Here is a 21788-nt window from a genome sequence, read left to right as displayed (position 1 = left end):
TGCGGTCCCGCTAGTGTGCGCGTGACATCTGCATACGAGAACGGCGATCGACTTGAACTCACCCCTGGCCACTGTTGCCCTACCGGCGGCGCTGGCGATCATCATGTTCGGACTCGGCCTGTCGCTGACGGTCGCCGATTTCGCGCGTGTCGCACGGCATCCCCGCGTCGTGACGATCGCGCTGGCGTGCCAGTTGCTGATCCTGCCCGCGGTCGCATTCGGCCTGGTACTGCTGTTCGATCTGCCACCCCTGCTCGCGGTCGGCATGATGGTGCTCGCCGCCTCACCCGGCGGCACCACGGCGAATCTCTTCAGTCACCTATACCGGGGTGACGTCGCGCTGAACATCACTCTCACCGCGGTTAATTCGGTGATTGCGGTCGTGACGCTGCCGATCATCACGAACTTCGCACTCGGGCACTTCGACCCTGCCACCACCGGCACGATGGGCCTCGAATTCACCAAGGTTCTGCAGGTGTTCGCGATCGTGCTCATCCCAGTGGTGATCGGCATGCTGGTGCGCGCCAACCGCGCCGACTTCGCGAGGCGCATGGACCGGCCCGTACGGATCGCGTCGGCCGTCGTCCTTGTGCTCGTCATCGTCGGCACCATCGCCGCCGAGCGGGAGAACGTCGGGAGCTACCTCGCCGATGTCGGGGCGGTCACGACTCTCTTCTGCCTCGCGAGTCTGACTGTGGGCTATTTCATTCCGAAGCTTCTCGGTACAGACAAGCGGCAGTCCATCGCGTGCTCGATGGAGATCGGCATCCACAACAGCACACTCGCGATAGCGATCTCGATCAGTGTCCTCCACAGCGTCGACATCGCCGTCCCCGCCGCCGTGTACGGCGTCGTGATGTTCCCGGCCGCTGCGGCCGTCGGGTGGCTGATCAGCCGGAGCCGAGGGTCCGCAGCGGCGAGCGCCCGCCCGGTCCGCAAAGGAGCCGAGAGGGCATCCGGACTGGAAGGGCCCCGGTAGTACTTTGAGGAGCCGTGCAGGTGTCGTGACACAGCAGTAGTTGCCGGTAGCACTGCGGCTCGACTCCCTGCTCGCCACCTGATCAGCCGAGAACCGCCGACGACAGCTGCCGGATGTGGTCGGCGTCGTGGCAGGAGACGACGAGCATGGTGACCCCGGCATCGGCCCAGCGCTTGACGTCGGCGCGGACTTGGTCGAGGTTGCCGATGATCATTGTCTCGGCGACCATCTCGTCGGGAACGACGGCAGCGGCTTCGTCCTTGCGGCTGGCACGGAACAGTCGGCCGATTTCCTTGACCTGGTCGCCATAGCCCATGCGCGTGTAGACCTGCGCATGGAAGTTGAGCTCGGGGGCGCCCATCCCCCCGACGTAGAGAGCGGTGATCGGCTTGAGTCCGGCGATGGCGGCAGCGCGGTCTTCGGTGACGATCACCTGACAGGTGGCGGCGACCTCGAAGTCCTCCCGACTGCGACGTGCCCCCTCGCGTGCGAAACCCTCGTCGAGCCATTCGTTGTACATCGGGGCGAGGCGCGGCGAGTAGTAGATGGCAAGCCAACCGTCGGCGATCTCGGCGGTGAGGGCCACGTTCTTAGGACCTTCGGCGCCGAGCCAGATCGGGACGTCGTCGCGCAACGGATGGGTGATCGGCTTCAGAGGCTTACCCAAACCGGTACTACCGGGTCCGGAATAGGGCAGCGGGAAGTGCGGGCCGTCGTTGGTGACCGGCCCTTGACGGGCGAGGACCTTGCGGACGATCGAGACGTATTCGCGGGTGCGGGCGAGGGGCTTCGTGAACGGCTGTCCGTACCACCCCTCGACCACCTGCGGCCCCGACACGCCGAGCCCGAGGATGGCCCGACCTCCGCTGAGGTGATCAAGGGTGAGGGCGTGCATGGCGGTACTGGTGGGTGTGCGCGCAGAAATTTGGACGACGGACGTGCCCAGCCTCACCTGTTCAGTGCTCGAACCCCACCAGGCGAGAGGGGTGAACGCATCGGAACCCCACGATTCGGCCGCGAAGACGGCATCGAAACCTTCTGCTTCCGCGGCGGCAATCAACTCCGGCGCGTTTGCCGGCGGTTGCGCTCCCCAGTATCCCAGTTGCAACCCGAGCTTCATCAAATGTCTCCGTATCGTCGGTCGTCAGAAGTGGCACTTGCCACATACACTAGAACCTGTTCTACTCGAAGTTGTGACGATGGGAAAGAGCGCTGTGACCGAAACGTTCTCCAATGAACCACTGAGCGCCCCGCTGAAACTTCACTTCGACTACACCCGATCGGTGGGTCCGACAATCGGAGCCTTCGTGACTGCGCTGCGCGAGCGCAGGGTCATCGGCGCCCGAGGATCGGATGGGCGCGTCTATGTACCACCACCCGAATTCGACGCACGCACGGCCGAACCCCTCACCGACTTCGTCGGGGTCTCCGATGCCGGGACCGTGGTGAGCTGGACGTGGATGCCGGAACCCATTGCCGGACAGCCACTCACCACCCCCTTCGCGTGGGCCCTGATCATGCTGGACGGTGCAGACACCTCATTGCTGCACGCGGTGGACGTCGGCTCCCCTGCCAGGATGAGAACGGGAATGAGGGTGCGGGCAAAGTGGGCCGAGGAACGCTTCGGGCGCATCCAGGACATCGTGTGCTTCGAACCGGGCGAATCGACGGGCGAGCACCCGGCCGTCGGTGACACCGAACCGGTCACGATGATCACGACGCCGATCGACCTCGACTACATGCATTCGGCCTCCGCGGAGGAGAGTTTCTACCTCCGCGGGCTGAAGGAGGGAAAGCTGATCGGGGGCCGCACCGGGCTCGACGGGAAGGTGTACATCCCGCCGCGCAGCGCCAACCCCACCGATGGCATCCCGACCAAGGAACAGGTGGAATTGCCGGACAAAGGCATCGTCACGACGTTCTGCGTCGTCAACGTCCCCTTCCTTGGACAGCGGATCAAGCCCCCGTACGTCGCGGCCTACGTTCTGCTCGACGGCGCGGACATCGCGTTTCTGCACCTGATCCTCGACTGCGACGCCTCCGACGTTCGGATGGGCATGCGTGTGGAGGCCAAGTGGAGACCCCGCGAAGAGTGGGACCACACCCTCGAGAACATCGAGTATTTCAGGCCGACGGGTGAGCCCGACGCCGACTACGACACCTTCAAACACCACCTGTAGGGGCGCGACACAATGACAGATATCGCAGTCGTCGGCTTCGCGCACGCACCGCACGTGCGCGAGACCACCGGCACCACCAACGGGGTCGAGATGCTGGTCCCCTGTTTCCAGAAGCTCTACGATGACCTCGGAATCACGAAGTCCGACATCGGATTCTGGTGCTCGGGGTCCTCCGACTACCTGGCCGGCCGATCGTTCTCCTTCATCTCCGCCATCGATTCCATAGGCGCGGTGCCACCGATCAACGAGTCGCACGTCGAGATGGATGCGGCATGGGCCTTCTACGAGGCCTGGGTCAAAATTATGACCGGGGAGGTCGACACCGCGCTGGTTTACGGGTTCGGCAAGTCCTCGGCGGGCAACCTCCGCAAGACCCTGTCGATGCAACTCGACCCCTATCTGGTGGCACCACTCGCCCTCGACTCCGTGTCCATCGCCGGACTACAAGCCCGACTCGGACTCGACTCGGGCAAGTGGACGGCCGAAGACATGGCTGCGGTAGCCGTCCGCAGCAGGGCAGCAGCGGAAACAAATCCGAACGCACAATTGTCGGGGCGCGTAGACATCGACGACCTACTCGCCACCCCCTTCGTCGCCGACCCCCTGCGCGCGCACGACTGTGCACCGATCACGGACGGGGCGGCAGCGGTCATCCTCGCGTCGGGCGACCGCGCCCGACAGTTGCGCGAGCGGCCCGCATGGATCACCGGGATCGAGCACCGGATCGACTCCCCAAATTTCGGGGCCCGCGACATCACGGTCTCACCGTCGACGACCTCCGCTGCGCGGGCCGCGACCGGCGGCGACCTCGGCGGCCTCGACGTCGCGGAACTGCACGGACCCTTCACCCATCAGGAACTGATCCTGTGCGAGGCCATCGGGCTCACCGATGCGACGACGATCAACCCGTCGGGTGGCCCGCTGAGCGGGAATCCGATGTTCGCCGCAGGTCTCGAACGCATAGGTTACGCAGCCCAGGCCATCATGGACGGCAACGCCGGACGAACGTTGGCGCACGCTACCAGCGGCGCTGTGTTGCAACAGAATTTGGTCGCAGTCTTGGAGGGGCGGAACTGATGTCCGACAACACCTTTTCTCGCTCGGCCCGAGACGGGCAATTGGCCGCGGTGCTCGGCACCGGTCAGACCCACTATGTGGCGAAGCGCCACGACGTGTCCATGTCGGGTCTGGTTCGCGAGGCGATCGACCGCGCGATGGAGGACGCGCGGGTGGGCTGGGACGACATCGATGCAATAGTGATCGGCAAGGCTCCCGACCTGTTCGAGGGTTCGATGATGCCCGAACTCGCGATGTCCGACGCTCTGGGCGCCAACGGCAAGCCGCTCCTGCGTGTGCACACGGCGGGATCAGTGGGCGGATCGACGGCGGTCGTCGCGTCGAGCCTCGTCAAGTCCGGCGTGCACAAGCGGGTGCTGACGGTGGCGTGGGAGAAACAGTCCGAGTCGAACGCTATGTGGGCGCTGTCCACCCCCATCCCGTTCAACATGCCGGTGGGTGCCGGCGCGGGTGGATACTTCGCGCCACACGTCCGCTCGTACATCCGGCGGTCCGGCGCGCCCGACCACATCGGTGCGATGGTGGCGGTGAAGGATCGACTCAACGGCAGCCTCAACCCGTACGCACACCTGAAGCAGCCCGACATCACCCTCGAATCGGTACAGGCCTCGCAGATGTTGTGGGATCCGATCCGCTACGACGAGACCTGCCCGTCATCCGATGGCGCTTGTGCGATGGTGATCGGCAACGAGGAGGCCGCGGCGGAGGTGACGGCCGAGGGCCGGGAGGTCGCGTGGATTCACGCCACCGCAATGCGCACCGAGCCCACCACGTTCTCGGAACGAGATCAGGTCAATCCGCAGGCAGGCCGTGACGCTGCAGCCGCGCTGTGGAAGGCCGCGGGCATCAGGGAACCGCTCGACGAGATCGACGTGGCCGAAATCTATGTCCCCTTCTCCTGGTTCGAACCGATGTGGCTCGAGAACCTCGGCTTCGTGTCGGAGGGCGCGGGCTGGAAGCTGACCGAGGCGGGCGAGACCGCCATCGGCGGCCGACTTCCGGTCAACGCGTCCGGCGGCGTTCTGTCGTCCAACCCCATCGGTGCGTCGGGCATGATCCGGTTCGCCGAATCGGCGATGCAAGTGATGCACCGCGCCGGTGACCACCAGGTGCAGAACGCACGCAAAGCGCTCGGCCACGCCTACGGCGGCGGTTCACAGTACTTCTCGATGTGGGTGGTCGGCTCCGACCGACCGAACAACTAGTAACGGGGGTATCACCATGAAGTTCACCGTCGGCGTAGCCATGAACCCCCTCGATCAGTTGCCCGCTCTCGCGAAAACCGCCGAGGAGTGCGGATTCTCATCCATTGCACTTCCCGACTCGCTGTTCTTCATGGAGAAACAGAGCGCCGACTACCCGTACACGCCGGACGGTTCGCGCATGTGGAACGAGGAAACTCCGTGGGTCGATCCACTGATCGCGGCTGCGGCGATGGGTGCGGTGACGTCGAAGATCGAGTTCTACACTCAGGTACTCAAACTGGGTTCGCGTAACCCGGTGCTCCTGGCCCGCCAAGTGGGGTCGGTGGCCAACCTTATCGGCAACAGATTCGGCTTCGGTGTCGGAATTGGCTGGGCACCAGAGGAATTCGAGTGGTGCGGAGTGCCCTACAAGAATCGTGGGGCCCGCGTCGACGAGATGATCGAGGTCATCAAACTGATCCTCCGCGGCGGCATGGTGGAGTACCACGGCGAGTACTTCGACTTCGACCGCCTGCAGATGAGTCCAGCGCCGACCCGACCCGTGCCGTTCTACGTCGGCGGACACACTGACATCGCGCTGCGCCGGGCGGCCCGCGTCGGCGACGGATGGACATCCGCGATGATCAAATATGACGATCTCGTGCAGGTCATCGAGCGTCTGCGAGAACTTCGCGAAGAATACGGCCGAGCCCGCGAACCTTACGAGATCCAGACCGTCTGCATCGACCGTTTCGGCAAGGACGGCTACGCCCAATTGGCCGACGCGGGGGTGACCGACACGATCGTCGTCCCCTGGATCTTCGACGGCATCGGCTTCGAGGGACCACTCGAGGCCAAGCAGGAATCGCTACGCAGGTTCGCCGACAAGTACATCGGATAGAGGTGTGGACATGACGACCGCCGACCATCCAGCCCGTATCGCAGGACAGGCTTCCCGTGAGGCGGCCAGTGGCAAGCGCAAGCAGGAGTGGCTGGCCCTGTTCGCCGAGGACGCGTGTGTGGAAGATCCCGTCGGCCCTTCCGGTTTCGACCCGGAAGGCAACGGACACCACGGTATCGAGGCGATTTCCCGGTTCTACGACCTGACGATCGCGACCACGGAGTCACTCGAATTCCTCATCGATGATTCGCTGGTGTGTGGAAACGAGAACGTGAACATCGGCACCGTCCGGTCCACGGTCGCAGGAGCGCAGATCGACGCCGAGGGCGTGTTCATCTACCGAGTGAACGAGGCAGGCAAGATCATCTCCTTGCGCGCCTTCTGGGAGGTCGAGCGGGCGATGAAGACACTACGCCAAGGTTGAGAGCGTCAGATCACGTTCGGCGCTCACAACTCGATGCCTGCATCACTCCGTACCTGCATGTCAGCGACATAGAACAGCGGCGACATAGAACAGCGGCGCCGGAGAGGATGAGGGTTCTCTCCGGCGCCGCCGAATCTGGGGGTCAGTGAACGACCGGGCAGCCACCCGACCCGGTCTTGTAATCGACCTGAAACTCCTTGATTCCGTTTAGCCACCCGGAACGCAGGCGTCGCGGGTCACCCAGCTTGCTGATGTCGGGCAGATGATCGGCAATCGCATTGAAGATCAGGTCGATCTCGAGCCGGGCAAGGTTCGCACCTATGCAGTAGTGCGCACCGGTTCCGCCGAAGCCGACGTGCTGATTGTCCTCACGCATGATGTCGAACTTCTCGGGGTGATCGAAGGCGTCTTCGTCGAAATTGGCGGAGCCGTACAGCATGACGACCCGCTGGCCCTTTTTGATCTGCACTCCGCCGAGTTCGGTGTCCTCGAGGGCCGTACGTTGGAACGACATGACCGGAGTGGCCCACCGGACGATCTCGTCGGCCGCAGTCTTGGGACGTTCCTTCTTGTACAGCTCCCACTGTTCGGGATTGTCGAGGAAGGCGACCATGCCGTGCGTGATGGCATTGCGCGTGGTCTCGTTGCCCGCCACCGCGAGCAGAACGAAGAAGAATCCGAACTCCTCTGGAGAAAGCTCGTTTCCATCGATGTCCGCCTCGATGAGCGTCGTCACGATGTCGTTCGCCGGGCACTTCTTACGTTCGTCGGCCAACTGATAGGCGTAGCCGAGAATTTCCATCGAGGCTGCCTGCGGATCGACGTCCAATTCGGGATCGTCGTAGCCCGTCATCTGATTCGACCAGTCGAAGACCTTCAGGCGATCCTCCTGCGCTACACCCATCAGTTCCGCAATCGCCTGCAACGGAAGTTCACACGCCACCTGGGTGACGAAGTCGCCCGCTCCCGATTCTGCCGCTTCTTTCACGATCTTCTCGGCGCGCTCGGTGAGTTCTTCGCGCAAGCTGTTGATCGCACGCGGCGTGAATCCACGGGAGACCAGTTTGCGGAGCTTTGTGTGCTCGGGCGCGTCCTTGTTGATCAGGATGAGGCGCTGCATCTCGATGTTCTCGCGCGGAATGTCGTCGGCGAAGCGCACGATCGCGGTGTTCTCGCTCGTCGAGAAGACGTCGTTGCGCCGCGACACCTCCTTGACATCCTCGAGCTTGCTCACGACCCAGTAGCCGTCGTCGTGAAATCCGCCGATCTCCGGCGGCTGCGGGTTCCACCAGATCGGAGCCGTCTTTCGCAGCTCAGCGAACTCCTCATGAGGAATACGCTCTGCGTAGATATCCGGATCGGTGAAGTCGAAACCCTCTGGAAGATTGGGCTGCGCCACTGCTGTCTCCTGCCCTGAAGCCATATACCACTCAGTAATGTGGAACACGTTCTACTAGTATTGAATCACAAGCTGCGCGACTAGCAAAGGAAAGGTTGTGCAGACCCTGTCCGAATGACTGAACCTGTTCTATTTTCTGAGAACGAGGAAAGGAGCCCGCCGTGGGCACACCAGTAATCGTCGAGGCGGTACGCACCCCGATCGGAAAGCGCCGTGGGTGGCTGTCCGGATTGCACGCCGCCGAGATTCTCGGCGCCGCCCAACGCGGCATCCTCGACCGCTCCGGGATCGACCCCGCATCGGTGGAGCAGGTGATCGGCGGTTGCGTCACCCAGGCCGGCGCGCAGTCGAACAACATCACCCGCACCGCGTGGCTGCACGCAGGCCTGCCCTGGCAGGTCGGCGCCACTACAATCGACTGCCAGTGCGGTTCGGCCCAGCAGGCCAACCACTTGATCGCCGGTCTGATCGCCGCCGACGCCATCGACATCGGAATCGCTTGTGGTGTCGAAGCAATGAGCCAGGTGCCGCTCGGCGCGAACGTGGGCGAGAACGCCGGACCACGTCGGCCCGCTGACTGGGACATCGACCTGCCCAATCAGTTCGAGGCCGCCGAGCGCATCGCCCGCCGCCGCGGTATTACCCGTGCGGACGTCGAGGCTCTCGGGGTGCGGTCGCAGGCCCGCGCCAAGCAGGCCTGGGAAGAGGGGCGATTCGACCGCGAGGTGCTGAAGATGACTGCGCCCGTATTGGACAAGGACGGCAACCTTACCGGCGAGGCGCGGGTCGTCGATCGCGATCAGGGGCTGCGCGACACCACCGCGGAGTCGCTGGCCAAGCTGAAGCCCGTTCTCGACGGCGGCATCCACACCGCGGGCACCTCCTCACAGATCTCCGACGGGGCGGCCGCGGTCATGCTGATGGACGAAGACAAAGCGCGGGCGCTCGGGCTGAAACCGCGGGCCCGGATCATTTCCCAGGCGCTCGTCGGATCGGAGCCCGAGTTCCACCTCGATGGGCCTGTCCAGGCCACGGCGCGCGTTCTCGAGCGCAGCGGCATGAAAATCGGCGACCTCGACCTGTTCGAGGTGAACGAGGCGTTCGCCTCGGTGCTGCTGTCGTGGGCGTCGGTGCACGGTCCCGACATGAACAAGGTCAACGTCAACGGAGGCGCGCTCGCTCTGGGACACCCCGTGGGCAGCACCGGATCTCGACTCATCACCACCGCGCTGCACGAGCTCGAGCGCACCGACGGGTCGACGGCGCTGATCACGATGTGCGCGGGCGGAGCGCTAGCGACCGGCACCATCATCGAAAGAATCTAGGCCGGCGGCAGTGAATTCCTCGACTCCCGCACCCCGTCGACCGCCCGGCCTAGACTCGAAGTGGACCGTCGCCTTCATCAAACGGATGTCGGCGTTCAATGTCGCGCTGTATCGGCGAACGGGCGGGCGACTGGGTAGTACATGGCGGGTGGGCAGCGCCTTCCCTCGCGGGTTGGCCGTGTGCCTCTTGACCACCACCGGCCGAAAGAGTGGTGAGCCGCGCATCAGTCCGCTGCTGTTCCTCGCAGATGGCGACCAAATCATCCTCGTCGCCTCACAGGGTGGCCTGCCGAAGAACCCGATGTGGTATCTCAACCTCCGGGCGGACTCGGAGGTTACGGTCCAAGTGAAGTCGCGGGTGCGTCCGATGACCGCACGCGTCGCGGCACCTGACGAACGAGCCCGACTTTGGCCGCGACTGGTCGAAATGTACGCCGAGTTCGACAGCTACCAGTCCTGGACCGACCGCACAATTCCCGTCGTCATCTGCAGTCCCCGATAAGACCTGTACGTACCGCCGAGTAAGGGGTGCCCTGGTGGATTACATCTTGCAGTATGGAGCGTACGGACTTGCACCACGGCCGAGCGCGAGGAAATGCACACATGAGTACCGAAGTTCAAGATCGAACACACGACCGCCGAGAGCTCACCGCGGCGCTGCTGCGCGCACTCGAACGGCGCCATGAGGTCCTCGATGCCATAGTCGGCAGCGAGGACCATGCAGAAGCTCTAGCGGCCGTCGCCGGACTGCTCGACACATCCGAGACGTACGCAGAGGCCGTCCTCAACCTGACGTTCCGCCGCCTCACCAAGGTCGAACGACGTCGCACCCAGGCAGAACTCGAGGACCTCGACTCCACGCTGGCATGGACGGCAGCCGACCGTCCGGCGAGTACCGGTCGGCAAGTCCGCCTCCGCCCGTTCACCCGAACCGAGGCAGACGCCGGATTGTTTCGGCGCCGCTGCGCCGAGCAGGTCGACGACGCCGGCGCCAGGTGGTCCGAGGATCGGATAGAGATGGAACATACCGAGGGATTACGCCGTGTTGGCGACGAGTCCGCGGCGTGGTTCGTCTGTGAGGACACTGCGGAGAACACAGCCGTGGGACTCGTTATCGGGGAACTGTCCGGGCGTGAGGTAGACGTCGCCATCTGGATCGAACCCGAATCTCGCAAGAAGGGCTACGGCACCGCCGCCGTGAAGCACAGCCGTCGAGAGTTCGCGGCGGAGTTCCCGGGAACGGTCCTCGTCGTCCGCGCTCCCGCCTGACCATGTTGGAGTCGTGCGTCTGGCTAGGTCAGGCATCCGCCAAGGGCTCGGTTCCCTGCCCGCCCTCGTGACTTCGCTTTGGCCTGTTCAAGGCGTTGTCGACCTGCCCGACCACGAGCAGGTCATCGACGATGTCGAATCCAGCCCGGGTGGGATCGCAGGAATGGTCTCGAGGAATGTCGCTCACGACGGCGGTGTAGCGGACTGCCAGTCGTCCGGGGACTTGAAAGTTAGAGGGGCCCAGTATTTCAACCTCATCTTCCGGGCAGTAGATGTATGCGTAGTCGCTCACCGCTTCGTAGCCGGCAATAAATCCTGGCTCGCTTGATGCCAGACAATTTGATCGCCGCTGATCGACCCCATGAAGGATGGAGTGCTACATAATCGTCAAGAAGGCGGCCAGAACGGCTGCCGCGGAACGGAGACCACGTAGCTGTGAGTACCCAACACTTGACGCGCGAACTTCTCGAACTCGCTGACGCCACACCGGGCTTCATGCCCGAGGATGAGGGCACCGCCCTACACGAAGCCGCAATGCGGTACCTGTGCCACGACGGTACGGGCGTCGAGATCGGCACCTACTGCGGCCGCTCCACGATCTATCTCGCGGCCGCGGCGAAGGCGCGGGGGGCCCGTATAGCCACCATCGATCACCATCACGGTTCCGAGGAACACCAGCCCGGCTGGGAATACCATGAGCCGGCGTTCGTCGACCCGCATACCGGTCTACTCGACACCGTCGGACGGTTCCGGCACACGATGGCCGACTCTGGGCTCGAGGAGTACGTGATCGCGATCCTGGGCAGATCGTCGACGGTATCGGCGTTCTGGCGCACACCCGTCAACTTCGTGTTCATCGACGGCGGACACACGTCGGAGGCAGCGTCTGCTGACCTCGAGGGGTGGGCACCGTGGGTCACAGTCGGCGGCGCACTGCTGATCCACGACGTATTCCCGAACCCCACGGACGGCGGGCGCCCCCCGTTCGAGATCTACGAACGCGCTTTGGCAACAGGTCAATTCAAGGAATCCTTGGTTGCCGGATCGTTGCGAATTCTCGAGCGGGTGAGCGGTCAGACGGGCGAACCGCTGGCCTGACAGTGGTCGCCGCAACGGTCCAACCCGATCGGTAGCCCCATGGGCAGCGCCGCGTCCCGGAAGATTCCGTGGCCGGGCGTGGTGCGGGACAGCGCATCAGCGGCGAGGATCATCGCACCGCCCGTCCATGTAGTCTGCTCCACCGGCCACCGTTTGCCGTCGGTGTAGACGAGGCCGGTCCAGTACGAGCCGTCCGGGTCTCGGAGGTGTTGCATCGCGGCGAACTGTTCGAGCGCGCGGGTGCGTTCTCCCATAGCATCGAGCGCCAGCACCAGTTCGCACGTTTCGGCGCCCGTCACCCACGGTCGGTGATTCACGCAGCGGATGCCGAGACCCTCCACCACGAATTCGTCCCACCGCGACTCGATGCGATCCGACGCAGCCTCACCGCGGACTGCACCGCCGAGGATCGGATAGTACCAGTCCATCGAGTATTCATCCTTGATCGCAAACGACTCCGGATGCTGCCTGATCGCGTGGCCGAGAGTGTATTTCGAGAATTCCCATTCGGGCTGCGGGTCGTCGATCAACCGGGCCAGCAGGAGTCCGCAGTGCAGGCTGTGATGAATGCTGGAGTTCCCCGTCAGGAGCGCCTCGGGACAGTCCTGACCGTTCCCTCCTCGGGCCCAGTAGATCTCGCCGGCGGATGTCCGCATATCGACAACGAAGTCGAGACCCGCCCGCACTGATTGCCACATTCGGTCGACGAAATCCCGATCACCGGTGATCAAGTAGTGGTGCCACACCCCGACCGCCAGGTAGGCACAGAAATTGCTGTCGGAATCGTGATTCTCCACTACACCGCCGCGGAACTTCATCGCCCACGACCCGTCGGGCCGCTGCGTCCGCCGCGACCATTCATACGCGCCTTCCGCTTCGTCGATCAAACCGGCGACAGTTAGGGCCATGGCGGACTCGACGTGATCCCACGGGTCCGTGTGCCCACCGGGAAACCAGGGCAGCGCACCAGACGATTCCTGCACTGCTGCAATGGAGCTCGCGGTTTGTTTGACCTGGCCCTCCGACACCACATTCGGCACCGACGGGACGAGCGGCGGCGTCACTGCGGCGCCCTCACCCCACTCGATTTCCTCGGCTTCTCGAGGTAGAACACCACACTCTTACCGACCACCGGATTGAGGATCTTCTCCGCGGTGCGCGTGACCCAGGGAGCTTTCATCATGTCCCACACCAGCACCTGGTGGTAGGCCTTCGTGAGAGGGTTGTCGTTGTTGTCGACCCCCACCGTGCATTTGAGCCACCAATACGGGGAGTGCAGGGCGTGTGCGTGGTCCCGGCCCCGGACCCTCAGGCCGGCGGCGGTCAACTTCTCCGCCAACTCACCGGCGCGATAGATCCTGACGTGTCCGCCCTCCACCTCGTGATACGCGTCCGACAATGCCCAGCAGATCTTCTCCGGCAACCAACGCGGAACCGTCACCGCAGCAACACCACCCGGCTTCAGGATGCGCGCCAGCTCGGCGATGGCGCGGCCGTCACGCGGCACGTGTTCAAGGACTTCGGAGATCAGGACGACGTCGAACGTGGCATCCGTATACGGCAAGTTCAGCGCATCACCGACCTCGACGCGGGCGGAAGCCCCCGCCGGAACCTCGCCGACTTCGGCCATCGCGACGAACATCTTCTCGACGTCGGCCAGCTCGTCGGCGTTCTGGTCGAAGGCGATGACGTCTGCGCCGCGTCGATACATCTCGAACGAATGCCGTCCAGCGCCCGCTCCGATGTCGATCACTTTGTCGCCGGGCTTCACACCCAGTCGATCGAAGTCCACGGTCAGCACGATCGATCTCCTTCACGAAACTGCGCAATCGCGCCGACATACGTCTGCGCTGTCTTCGCCGCCACCGCTGCCCAGCTATAACGCTCGAGCACTCGTCGACGGCCGCCGACCCCCAGTTCGGATCTGCGCTGCGGGTCGTCGAACAAAGCACCCAGCACATCCGCGAGTTCCTGCGAGTCGCCCGGCGTGACCAGGATACCGGCCTCCCCGTCCGTACCCACCACCTCGGGAATTGCCCCGGCGCGGCTGGCCACCAACGGGGTGCCGCACGACATCGCCTCGACGGCGGGCAGAGAGAAGCCCTCGTACAGCGAGGGGACGCACGCGATGTCCGCAGAGGCCAGCAGTGTGGCCAGTTCTGTGTCGTCTATACCCGACACCGTGCGGACGAGAGCGCCGATGGCCAATTCCTCGATCAGCTTCTCGGTCGGTCCTCCAGGCGTGAGCCTGGCGACCAGCACCAGTTCGACACTGCGTTCGGTCTGCACCTTCGCAACCGCTTCGAGGAGTGTCGACACCCCCTTGAGGGGCATATCAGCGCTGGCCACGCAGACCACGCGGCCCGGTACCCGGGCCACGGTCGGCGGACGGAATACCTCGGTATCGACTCCCAATGGGATGATTTGCAGGTTCTCGCGGGAAACGTCGAAGTCCGCGCTGATGTCGTCGGCGGACGATTGCGAGACCGTCAACAGGGCCGGGACCGCTCGTGCCACCCGCTTCTGCATGCGCAGGAAGCCATACCAACGTCGCACCGCGGCCTTGCGCCACCACTTCGCCGACGCGAGGTCAAGCTCGCGGTCGCGGGTGATCGGGTGGTGGATCGTTGCCACCACCGGCAGTCCCAATTTTTGGAGTTGCAACAGTCCGTAGCCGAGGCACTGGTTGTCGTGCACCACGTCGAACTCGTCCGCGCGTTCCCCCAGCAGTCGTGCGGCCCGCAGGCTGAACGTGAGCGGCTCGGGGAAGCCCGCCGTCCACATCGTCACGACCTCGAGCACATCGACGGCGTCGCGGAACTCGCGCAGGTGCGGCGTTCTGAACGGATCAGGCTCGCGGTACAGGTCGAGGCTGGGCACCTTCGTCAGCGTCACACCGGGGTCCAGCTCAGGGTACGGCTGGCCCGAGAACACCTCGACCTGATGCCCGAGTTCGACCAGTTCACGGCTGAGATGACGTACGTACACACCCTGACCACCGCAGTGGGGTTTACTTCGATACGACAGGAGTGCGATGCGCACGGAGTTCGGCCTCTCCTCGAGCAGTGGGCAAGTAATGCTAGAACATCTTCACGCTCGAGAGGGTCCGCAGCCCAACCAACCGCACTCGCTCACCCCACCGCGGTGGACTCGCGCAATCCGTCGAGTTTCTCGGCGAGCCGTCCGAGGTAGGCCAGGACGTCCTCCTCGCTGCGGTCAGGGAGCCCGTAGACGACCTCGGTAACGCCGAGATCTCTCCACCGCCGCAGTTTATCCACGTCAGGTTTGCCGTCGAGCACCAGGATCCGCGGCACGCCCTCGCGTCCCGCCTCGCGCCACATCCGTTGCAGTGACTCGATACGGCCGTCGATGTCCGGTTCGAGCGGGGTGCTCATCCAACCGTCGGCGGATTTCACGATCCACCTGAAGTTCTTGTCAGACCCCGCGGCCCCGACGACGACCGGGGGCACACGGACTGGCTTGGGCCATGCCCAACTCGGACCGAAACTCACGAACTCACCCTCGTAGGACGCCTCGTCCTCCGTCCACAAGGCCCGCATCGCCTCGAGGTACTCGCGCAGCATCGTCCGCCGCCGGGCCAGCGGGACGTTGTGGTCGGAGAGTTCGTCAAGATTCCAGCCGTACCCGACTCCGAGGATCACACGGCCGCCACTGAGGTAGTCGAGCGAGGCGATGGTCTTGGCCAGCGTGATGGGGTCGTGTTCCACGGGCAGGGCCACCGAAGTCCCCAGTTCGATCCGATCCGTCACCGCCGCTGCCGACGCCAGCGCCACCCACGGGTCGAGGGTGCGCATGTAGCGGTCGTCAGGCAGCGAGACGTCACCCGTCTGAGGATGTACCGCAACACGTTTGACCGGAATATGGGTGTGCTCGGGCACATAGAAGGAGTCGAATCCGTGTGCCTCCGCACCCCGCGCAGCAGAGGCAGGTCCGATCCCGCGGTCACTTGTGAACAGCGAGATACCGAACTTCACGAATTCTCCTCGCCCTAGAGCCATTTCCACTTTGCACACTAAGTACTGAATGCTTGCCATATCAATGCATTCACATAACTATTCCTATAACTATTCTTGCGAAAGGGGTCACAATTCGGTGACGACATCCGGTTGCGCACCAGGGTTTGCGAACCAAGGGTCGCGCACAACGGGGTCACGCACCGTATACCGGAACCGGCGCTTCTGCCTTGCTGAGCAGATCGGCGACGACGGGCCCGATCTCCTTCGGATCCCAGCGCGCACCCTTGTCCTGGCTGGGGCCGTGCCGCCACCCATCGGCGACAGTGATCTTCCCGCCCTCGACCTCGAACACGCGACCGCTGACGTCCTTCGATTCGGCGCTGCCCAACCACACGACGAGGGGGGAGATGTTCTCTGGCGCCATCGCGTCGAACCCCGCCTCGGGTGCGGCCATCGCCTCGGCCATCGCGCCGCCCGCGCCGACCGTCATCCGGGTGCGCGCCGCGGGTGCGATCGCATTGACGGTGACGCCGTAGTTCCTCAGTTCCGCCGCGGCCTGAATTGTCATCTCGGCGATACCAGCCTTCGCTGCGGCGTAATTGCCTTGCCCGATCGACCCCTGCAGTCCCGCACCGGAACTCGTGTTGATGACGCGAGCGTCGACAATGTTGCCTGTCTTCGCTTCGCCGCGCCAGTACGCGGCGGCATGACGCAACGTCGCGAAGTGCCCCTTCAGGTGCACCCGCACGACAGCGTCCCATTCCTGCTCGCTCATCCCCACGAGCATGCGGTCGCGGAGGAACCCGGCGTTGTTGACGAGCGCGTCGAGACGGCCGTAATGGTCAAGCGCGGTCTTGATCAGGTTCTCGGCACCCGCCCAATCCGCGACATCGTCGCCGTTGACGACGGCCTTACCGCCGGTGGCCACGATCTCCGCAACCACCTGCTCTGCGGGACTTTCCCCGGTAACCGAGCCGTCGAGACCGGCGCCGATATCGTTGACCACGACCTTTGCACCCTCGGCGGCGAACGCGAGCGCGTGTGCCCGTCCGATACCGCGCCCGGCGCCCGTCACGATGACGACGCGACCGTCGACCAATCCACTCATTTACTCTCCTCGGTAGTTGCCGCCGCCAGAAATGCGGGGCGTTCGCCGCCGCCATGGACGGTCAGGCTCGATCCACTGACATACGCCGCCAACGGCGAGGCCAGGAACACTGTGCAGTTGCCGACGTCCTCAGGGCAGGCCATACGACCCAAGGGGATTGTCTCCCCCACCGCCGCGATGCCGTTCTCGTCCCCATAGTGCAGGTGAGCCAACTCGGTGCGAACCGGGCCGACCACTACCGAGTTCACGCGCACCTTCGGCGCCCACTCGATCGCGAGGCTGCCGGTGAGGCTGTCGATGCCTGCCTTGGCAGCACCGTACGCCGCGGTGCCTGGCGACGGACGCGAACCGCTGACGCTGGAGATGTTGACGATCGCACCACCCGAATCCTGTTTCTGCATAATCGTATTAGCGATCTGCGAGACCAAAAGGGGGGCAAGGAGGTTCAGTTCTACGATTTTGGAGTGAAAGTTGGGACTCGCTTCGGCCGCGAGAGCGAACGGCGATCCCCCAGCATTGTTGACGAGGACATCGAGCCGCCCGTGCATCTCAACGATCTGGTCGACGAGACCGTGCACCTGCTCGGGATCGCGGATATCGCACGTGAGGAATTCGACGGCACGCCCCTCTGCCTCGACGGGTACCTCGCCCGGCCGCCGAGCGCAGGTCACTACCGTCGCGCCCGCCCGCAGGAAGGTGCGACTGATACCCGCACCCACCCCGCGAACACCACCGGTCACGAGCACGACCGCGCCATCCAAACCCGAAATCACGAATACCTCCGCCGTCGCGTGTCCCAGCCGGCCCAGCTCAGCGCACTCCGGTCCGCACGTGTGCTAACTTACCAAGCAATCGCTTGGTTCGGTAGAAGACGTTAGGAATATGCCATGGGCATTACCTCCACCACCGACGGAACCGGTATCACCACGGTTACCGTCGACTACCCGCCCGTGAACGCCATCCCGTCACGAGGCTGGTTCGAGTTGGCCGAGACCGTGCTCGACGCGGGCCGGAACCCGGACACCCACGTGGTGATCCTCCGAGCGGAGGGACGCGGGTTCAACGCCGGCGTCGACATCAAGGAAATGCAGGCCACAGACGGTTACGGCGCCTTGGTCGACGCAAACCGGGGTTGCGCCGCCGCGTTCGCCGCGGTCTACGACTGCGCCGTGCCCGTGGTGGTCGCCGTCAACGGCTTCTGCGTGGGCGGCGGCATCGGACTCGTCGGGAACGCCGACGTGATCGTCGCGTCCGACGACGCCGTCTTCGGACTTCCCGAGGTCGATCGCGGGGCCCTCGGCGCCGCTACCCACCTCGCCCGACTCGTCCCGCAACACATGATGCGCACGCTCTACTACACCGCCCAAAACGTCACCGCCCAGAGGCTTGCACATTTCGGATCGGTCTACGACGTGGTCCCACGGGAAAAATTGGACGACACAGCCCGCGATATCGCTGGACGAATTGCGGCCAAGGACACCCGAGTGATCCGCTGCGCCAAGGAAGCCATCAACGGGATCGATCCCGTCGACGTGAAGAACAGCTACCGCCTGGAGCAGGGCTACACCTTCGAGCTGAATCTGATCGGCGTCTCGGACGAGCACCGCGACGAGTTCGTCGAAACTGGAAAGCCCCGCTCCAACTCGAACGCCCGGGAAGGCTGACTCCATGGCTGGCAAGCGTGACAAGAGAATGTCGCTCGACGACGTCGTGGGCGAACTCCGCAGCGGAATGACCATCGGCATCGGCGGCTGGGGTTCCCGCCGCAAACCGATGGCCCTGGTCCGCGCGCTGCTGCGTTCGGATGTCACTGATCTCACCGTCGTCGCCTACGGCGGACCCGACCTGGGCCTGCTGTGCTCGGCAGGCAAGGTCGCGAAGGCGTACTACGGCTTCGTCTCGCTCGACTCGGCCCCGTTCTACGACCCATGGTTCGCGAAAGCACGCACCAGCGGCGATATCGAGGTCCGGGAAATGGACGAGGGCATGGTCAAGTGCGGCCTCGAGGCCGCCGCAGCCCGGCTACCATTCTTGCCGGTCCGCGCCGGACTCGGCTCGGACGTGCGCAACTTCTGGGGCGACGAATTGCGAACCGTCACCTCCCCCTACCCCGATACCTCCGGTCGCGCCGAGACACTGATCGCGATGCCGGCACTGAAACTCGATGCGGCACTCGTGCATCTGAATCTCGGAGACAAGCACGGCAACGCCGCCTATACCGGCGTCGATCCATACTTCGACGACCTCTTTTGTGCGGCCGCGGACAAGCGGTTCATCTCCGTCGAGCGGGTAGTCGAGACAGAGGAACTGGTGAAATCCGTTCCACTGCAGAATCTCATCCTCAACCGCATGATGGTCGACGGCGTCGTCGAGGCCCCGAACGGTGCGCACTTCACCCTCGCAGGCGACAGCTACGGCCGCGACGAGAAGTTCCAACGCCACTACGCCGAATCCGCGAAGGATCCGCAGTCGTGGCAGGTATTCGTCGACACTTATCTCTCGGGCAGCGAGGACGACTACCAGGCGGCCGCGAAGAAATTTGCAGAGGAGAATCAGGCATGAGCCAGACGATCACCGAGGTGACGCGGGCAGAGTACTGCGCGATTGCATGCGCCGAAATCTTCTCCGGGGCAGGAGAGATCATGGCCAGCCCGATGGCGACCGTGCCGTTAATCGGCGCCAGGCTGGCCAGGCTGACCACCGAACCCGATCTGCTGATCACTGACGGTGAGGCGTTGATCTTCGCGGACACCCCCGCGGTGGGTGCGAAGGCCCCGATCGAGGGTTGGATGCCGTTCCGCAAGGTATTCGACGTAGTCGCGTCAGGTCGACGGCATGTGGTGATGGGCGCCAATCAGATCGACCGCCACGGCAACCAGAACCTCTCCGCGTTCGGTCCCTTGCAACAGCCGACCCGTCAGATGTTCGGCGTCCGAGGAGCACCCGGAAACACCATCAACCACCCCACTAGCTATTGGGTGGGTAGGCACTCGTCGCGGGTGTTCTGCGACAAGGTCGACATCGTTTCCGGTGTCGGCTACGACCGCATCGACCCCGAGAACCCTGCGTATCGGTTCCTCCACATCCATCGGGTCGTGAGCAACCTCGGGGCCTTCGACTTCGGCGGGCCCGACCACACGTTCCGTGCCCTGAGCCTGCATCCCGGCGTCACCGCCGCACAGGTCGCCGACAACACCTCGTTCGAGGTGGCCGGGTTGGACGAAGCCCCTGCTACCCGCGAACCCACCGGCGAAGAACTGCGACTGATCCGTGAGGTTCTCGATCCCCGCAACCTGCGGGACCGGGAGGTGTCGCCGTGAAAACACTCCACACTCCGCTGACCGAACTGGTCGGCGTCGAGCACCCCGTCGTACAAACCGGGATGGGCTGGGTCGCCGGACCCCGACTCGTCGCCGGCACCGCCAACGCGGGTGGACTCGGCATCCTGGCGTCGGCGACGATGACATACACGGAACTCGAAGCGGCGATCGCGAAGACCAAGACCTTCACCGACAAACCGTTCGGCGTCAACATCCGCGCCGACGCCGCCGACGCCCCACAGCGCATCGACCTACTGATCCGGGAGAACGTACGCGTTGCGTCGTTTGCGCTCGCCCCCAAGAAGGAACTGATCGCGAAACTCAAAGCAGCAGGAGTCGTGGTCATTCCGTCGATAGGCGCGGCGAAACACGCCGTTAAAGTCGCATCGTGGGGCGCTGACGCGGTGATCGTTCAGGGCGGCGAGGGGGGCGGACACACTGGCCCGGTGGCGACCACACTGCTGCTGCCGTCAGTGCTCGACGCCGTCGATATTCCCGTCGTCGCGGCGGGCGGCTTCTACGACGGGCGCGGACTCGCCGCTGCCCTGGCGTACGGCGCCGCCGGCGTTGCGATGGGCACCCGATTCCTACTCACCCAGGAATCGACCGTGCCCGACTCGGTGAAACAGGAGTACCTGGCCCGCGGACTGCAGGACACCACCGTCTCCCGCAAGGTCGACGGCATGCCGCACCGGGTGCTCAACACCGACCTCGTCGACAGCCTCGAACATTCGGGCAACGTGCGCGGACTGGTCGCGGCGGCTCGCAATGCGTCGAGGTTCAAGGCTATGACCGGCATGAAGTGGTCCACGCTCGTCAGGGACGGTCTCTCCATGAAGAAGTCCAGCGATCGCACCTGGCAGCAGATCATCATGGCCGCCAACACTCCGATGCTTCTCAAAGCCGGACTCGTCGACGGCAACACCCACGCGGGCGTTCTCGCGTCCGGTCAAGTAGTCGGTCTGCTCGACGATCTACCCACCTGCAAAGAACTCATCGAGAGCGTCGTCGCCGACGCTATCGAACGCATCGCCGCGCTCAGCTTGATGACGCAGCCTTCGCCGCACTCAGCTTGACGACGCGGCCTTCGCCGCACTCAGCCAGACGACGCGGCCTTCGCCGCGCTCAGCCAGACGACGCGGCCTTCGCCGCGATGCGCGCCCGGACCTCCGGCCGCCGCAGCGGGGGTACCGTCTGCGGCGGCTGCTTCCGCGGCGGCAGCTCGGAGAGCAGCTTCCTGGTGGCCTCGGTCACAACTGCTACCGCCTCTTCGAAAGGCTCACGGCTGGCATCGGATAACTTCTGGATTCCGCTGACCTTGCGAACGTATTGACGCGCCGCCGCCGCGATCTCCTCCGCAGTGGCCGTCGGCTCGAGTCCGCGCAGCTCGGTGATGTTTCGGCACATGATTCGACGATAGCGCGGCTCCCCGGTCGCGGGCGGGTATCTGACCTGACCCGAGCGGAAAGCGCGCGCGGACCGGCTCCCTATAGCGGGCCTAGACCACCCTTGACGAATCAGCAACGTGTCCAATTTGATTGGAAGAA

24 protein-coding genes are annotated in these 21788 nt (G+C 64.3%); 14 read left to right on the top strand and 10 right to left on the bottom strand.

Annotated elements, in window-relative coordinates; all coding sequences use genetic code 11:
* Positions 1-52: 52 nt before the first annotated feature.
* Positions 53-979 (top strand): bile acid:sodium symporter family protein, encoded by a 927-nt coding sequence (locus RM2_RS01100; RefSeq protein ID WP_072686993.1) that lies wholly within the window; start codon positions 53-55, stop codon positions 977-979.
* A gap of 82 nt (positions 980-1061) precedes the next feature.
* Here RM2_RS01100 and RM2_RS01095 read toward each other — a convergent pair whose 3' ends face one another.
* Positions 1062-2099: an LLM class F420-dependent oxidoreductase gene (locus RM2_RS01095; RefSeq protein WP_072686992.1), complete on the bottom strand. Its 1038-nt coding sequence runs from the start codon at positions 2097-2099 to the stop codon at positions 1062-1064.
* Between the two features lie 79 nt (positions 2100-2178).
* Here RM2_RS01095 and RM2_RS01090 point away from each other — a divergent pair, with 79 nt between their 5' ends.
* The 5 genes from RM2_RS01090 to RM2_RS01070 are packed head-to-tail and all read left to right on the top strand — an operon-like array spanning position 2179 to position 6745.
* Positions 2179-3159 carry a Zn-ribbon domain-containing OB-fold protein gene (locus RM2_RS01090; protein ID WP_084721578.1) on the top strand — a complete coding sequence of 327 codons (981 nt, stop codon included), beginning with the start codon at positions 2179-2181 and terminating at the stop codon, positions 3157-3159.
* 12 nt (positions 3160-3171) lie between these two features.
* Positions 3172-4236 carry a thiolase family protein gene (locus tag RM2_RS01085; RefSeq protein WP_072686990.1) on the top strand — a complete coding sequence of 355 codons (1065 nt, stop codon included), beginning with the start codon at positions 3172-3174 and terminating at the stop codon, positions 4234-4236.
* On the top strand, positions 4236-5441 hold the full coding sequence (locus RM2_RS01080; protein ID WP_072686989.1) for a thiolase family protein: 1206 nt from the start codon (positions 4236-4238) through the stop codon (positions 5439-5441). Before RM2_RS01085 ends, RM2_RS01080 begins: the two co-directional genes overlap by 1 nt.
* Positions 5442-5457: 16 nt before the next feature.
* Positions 5458-6321, top strand: coding sequence for a TIGR03619 family F420-dependent LLM class oxidoreductase (locus RM2_RS01075; protein ID WP_072686988.1), 864 nt, complete (start codon positions 5458-5460; stop codon positions 6319-6321).
* 10 nt (positions 6322-6331) lie between these two features.
* A complete protein-coding gene (locus RM2_RS01070) occupies positions 6332-6745 on the top strand; it encodes a nuclear transport factor 2 family protein (RefSeq protein WP_072687195.1) in 414 nt (137 codons plus the stop codon).
* Positions 6746-6887: 142 nt separating this feature from the next.
* Here RM2_RS01070 and RM2_RS01065 read toward each other — a convergent pair whose 3' ends face one another.
* Positions 6888-8144, bottom strand: a complete 1257-nt coding sequence (locus tag RM2_RS01065; RefSeq protein ID WP_072686987.1) for a cytochrome P450 — start codon at positions 8142-8144, stop codon at positions 6888-6890.
* A gap of 161 nt (positions 8145-8305) precedes the next feature.
* On the opposite strand from RM2_RS01065, the gene RM2_RS01060 reads away from it, so the two are divergent.
* The 3 genes from RM2_RS01060 (at position 8306) to RM2_RS01050 (ending at position 10738) form a co-directional block, all read left to right on the top strand.
* Positions 8306-9469, top strand: coding sequence for a steroid 3-ketoacyl-CoA thiolase (locus RM2_RS01060; RefSeq protein ID WP_072686986.1), 1164 nt, complete (start codon positions 8306-8308; stop codon positions 9467-9469).
* 85 nt (positions 9470-9554) lie between these two features.
* Complete coding sequence (locus tag RM2_RS01055; RefSeq protein WP_169846661.1) at positions 9555-9971, top strand: nitroreductase family deazaflavin-dependent oxidoreductase; 417 nt, start codon at positions 9555-9557, stop codon at positions 9969-9971.
* Positions 9972-10072: 101 nt separating this feature from the next.
* Entirely contained in the window at positions 10073-10738 is a 666-nt protein-coding gene (locus RM2_RS01050) for a GNAT family N-acetyltransferase (protein WP_072686984.1), read from the top strand.
* 28 nt (positions 10739-10766) lie between these two features.
* Here the strand turns inward: RM2_RS01050 and RM2_RS24355 are convergent, their stop codons facing one another.
* Complete coding sequence (locus tag RM2_RS24355; RefSeq protein WP_169846660.1) at positions 10767-10925, bottom strand: hypothetical protein; 159 nt, start codon at positions 10923-10925, stop codon at positions 10767-10769.
* A gap of 248 nt (positions 10926-11173) precedes the next feature.
* On the opposite strand from RM2_RS24355, the gene RM2_RS01040 reads away from it, so the two are divergent.
* The gene (locus tag RM2_RS01040; RefSeq protein WP_072686982.1) at positions 11174-11836 is read left to right on the top strand and encodes a class I SAM-dependent methyltransferase; all 663 of its coding nucleotides are present in this window, start codon (positions 11174-11176) and stop codon (positions 11834-11836) included.
* On the opposite strand, the gene RM2_RS01035 is transcribed toward RM2_RS01040, so the two are convergent.
* The 6 genes from RM2_RS01035 to RM2_RS01010 all read right to left on the bottom strand — a co-directional run bounded on the left by RM2_RS01035 (position 11812) and on the right by RM2_RS01010 (position 17694).
* Positions 11812-12900 (bottom strand): prenyltransferase, encoded by a 1089-nt coding sequence (locus tag RM2_RS01035; protein ID WP_072686981.1) that lies wholly within the window; start codon positions 12898-12900, stop codon positions 11812-11814. The genes RM2_RS01040 and RM2_RS01035 overlap by 25 nt on opposite strands.
* Complete coding sequence (locus RM2_RS01030; RefSeq protein WP_072686980.1) at positions 12897-13637, bottom strand: class I SAM-dependent methyltransferase; 741 nt, start codon at positions 13635-13637, stop codon at positions 12897-12899. Before RM2_RS01030 ends, RM2_RS01035 begins: the two co-directional genes overlap by 4 nt.
* On the bottom strand, positions 13631-14878 hold the full coding sequence (locus RM2_RS01025; RefSeq protein WP_072686979.1) for a glycosyltransferase family 4 protein: 1248 nt from the start codon (positions 14876-14878) through the stop codon (positions 13631-13633). The genes RM2_RS01030 and RM2_RS01025 overlap by 7 nt, the downstream gene beginning before the upstream one ends.
* A gap of 89 nt (positions 14879-14967) precedes the next feature.
* On the bottom strand, positions 14968-15855 hold the full coding sequence (locus tag RM2_RS01020) for an LLM class F420-dependent oxidoreductase (RefSeq protein WP_373863267.1): 888 nt from the start codon (positions 15853-15855) through the stop codon (positions 14968-14970).
* 151 nt (positions 15856-16006) lie between these two features.
* A complete protein-coding gene (locus RM2_RS01015) occupies positions 16007-16921 on the bottom strand; it encodes an SDR family oxidoreductase (RefSeq protein ID WP_072686977.1) in 915 nt (304 codons plus the stop codon).
* Positions 16918-17694: an SDR family oxidoreductase gene (locus RM2_RS01010; RefSeq protein WP_072686976.1), complete on the bottom strand. Its 777-nt coding sequence runs from the start codon at positions 17692-17694 to the stop codon at positions 16918-16920. Before RM2_RS01010 ends, RM2_RS01015 begins: the two co-directional genes overlap by 4 nt.
* Before the next feature lie 114 nt (positions 17695-17808).
* On the opposite strand from RM2_RS01010, the gene echA20 reads away from it, so the two are divergent.
* From echA20 to ipdC, 4 genes are read left to right on the top strand one after another with little or no spacing between them, the layout of a single operon-like run.
* A complete protein-coding gene (gene echA20 / locus RM2_RS01005; RefSeq protein WP_072686975.1) occupies positions 17809-18585 on the top strand; it encodes a (7aS)-7a-methyl-1,5-dioxo-2,3,5,6,7,7a-hexahydro-1H-indene-carboxyl-CoA hydrolase in 777 nt (258 codons plus the stop codon).
* A gap of 4 nt (positions 18586-18589) precedes the next feature.
* Positions 18590-19483 carry a cholesterol ring-cleaving hydrolase subunit IpdA gene (ipdA, locus tag RM2_RS01000; protein WP_072686974.1) on the top strand — a complete coding sequence of 298 codons (894 nt, stop codon included), beginning with the start codon at positions 18590-18592 and terminating at the stop codon, positions 19481-19483.
* Positions 19480-20241 (top strand): cholesterol ring-cleaving hydrolase subunit IpdB, encoded by a 762-nt coding sequence (gene ipdB, locus RM2_RS00995; RefSeq protein ID WP_072686973.1) that lies wholly within the window; start codon positions 19480-19482, stop codon positions 20239-20241. Before ipdA ends, ipdB begins: the two co-directional genes overlap by 4 nt.
* Positions 20238-21317 carry a (3aS,4S,5R,7aS)-5-hydroxy-7a-methyl-1-oxo-octahydro-1H-indene-4-carboxyl-CoA dehydrogenase gene (ipdC, locus tag RM2_RS00990; RefSeq protein ID WP_072686972.1) on the top strand — a complete coding sequence of 360 codons (1080 nt, stop codon included), beginning with the start codon at positions 20238-20240 and terminating at the stop codon, positions 21315-21317. Before ipdB ends, ipdC begins: the two co-directional genes overlap by 4 nt.
* A gap of 49 nt (positions 21318-21366) precedes the next feature.
* Here ipdC and RM2_RS00985 read toward each other — a convergent pair whose 3' ends face one another.
* A complete protein-coding gene (locus RM2_RS00985) occupies positions 21367-21648 on the bottom strand; it encodes a DUF2277 domain-containing protein (protein ID WP_072686971.1) in 282 nt (93 codons plus the stop codon).
* Positions 21649-21788: the final 140 nt, after the last annotated feature.

Origin of the sequence: Rhodococcus marinonascens NBRC 14363 (assembly GCF_001894885.1) — a bacterium.
In the GTDB taxonomy this organism is placed as follows: domain Bacteria; phylum Actinomycetota; class Actinomycetes; order Mycobacteriales; family Mycobacteriaceae; genus Rhodococcus_F; species Rhodococcus_F marinonascens.
Note: the sequence above shows the minus strand (reverse complement) of the source record. Positions and strands in the feature narration are given on the sequence as shown.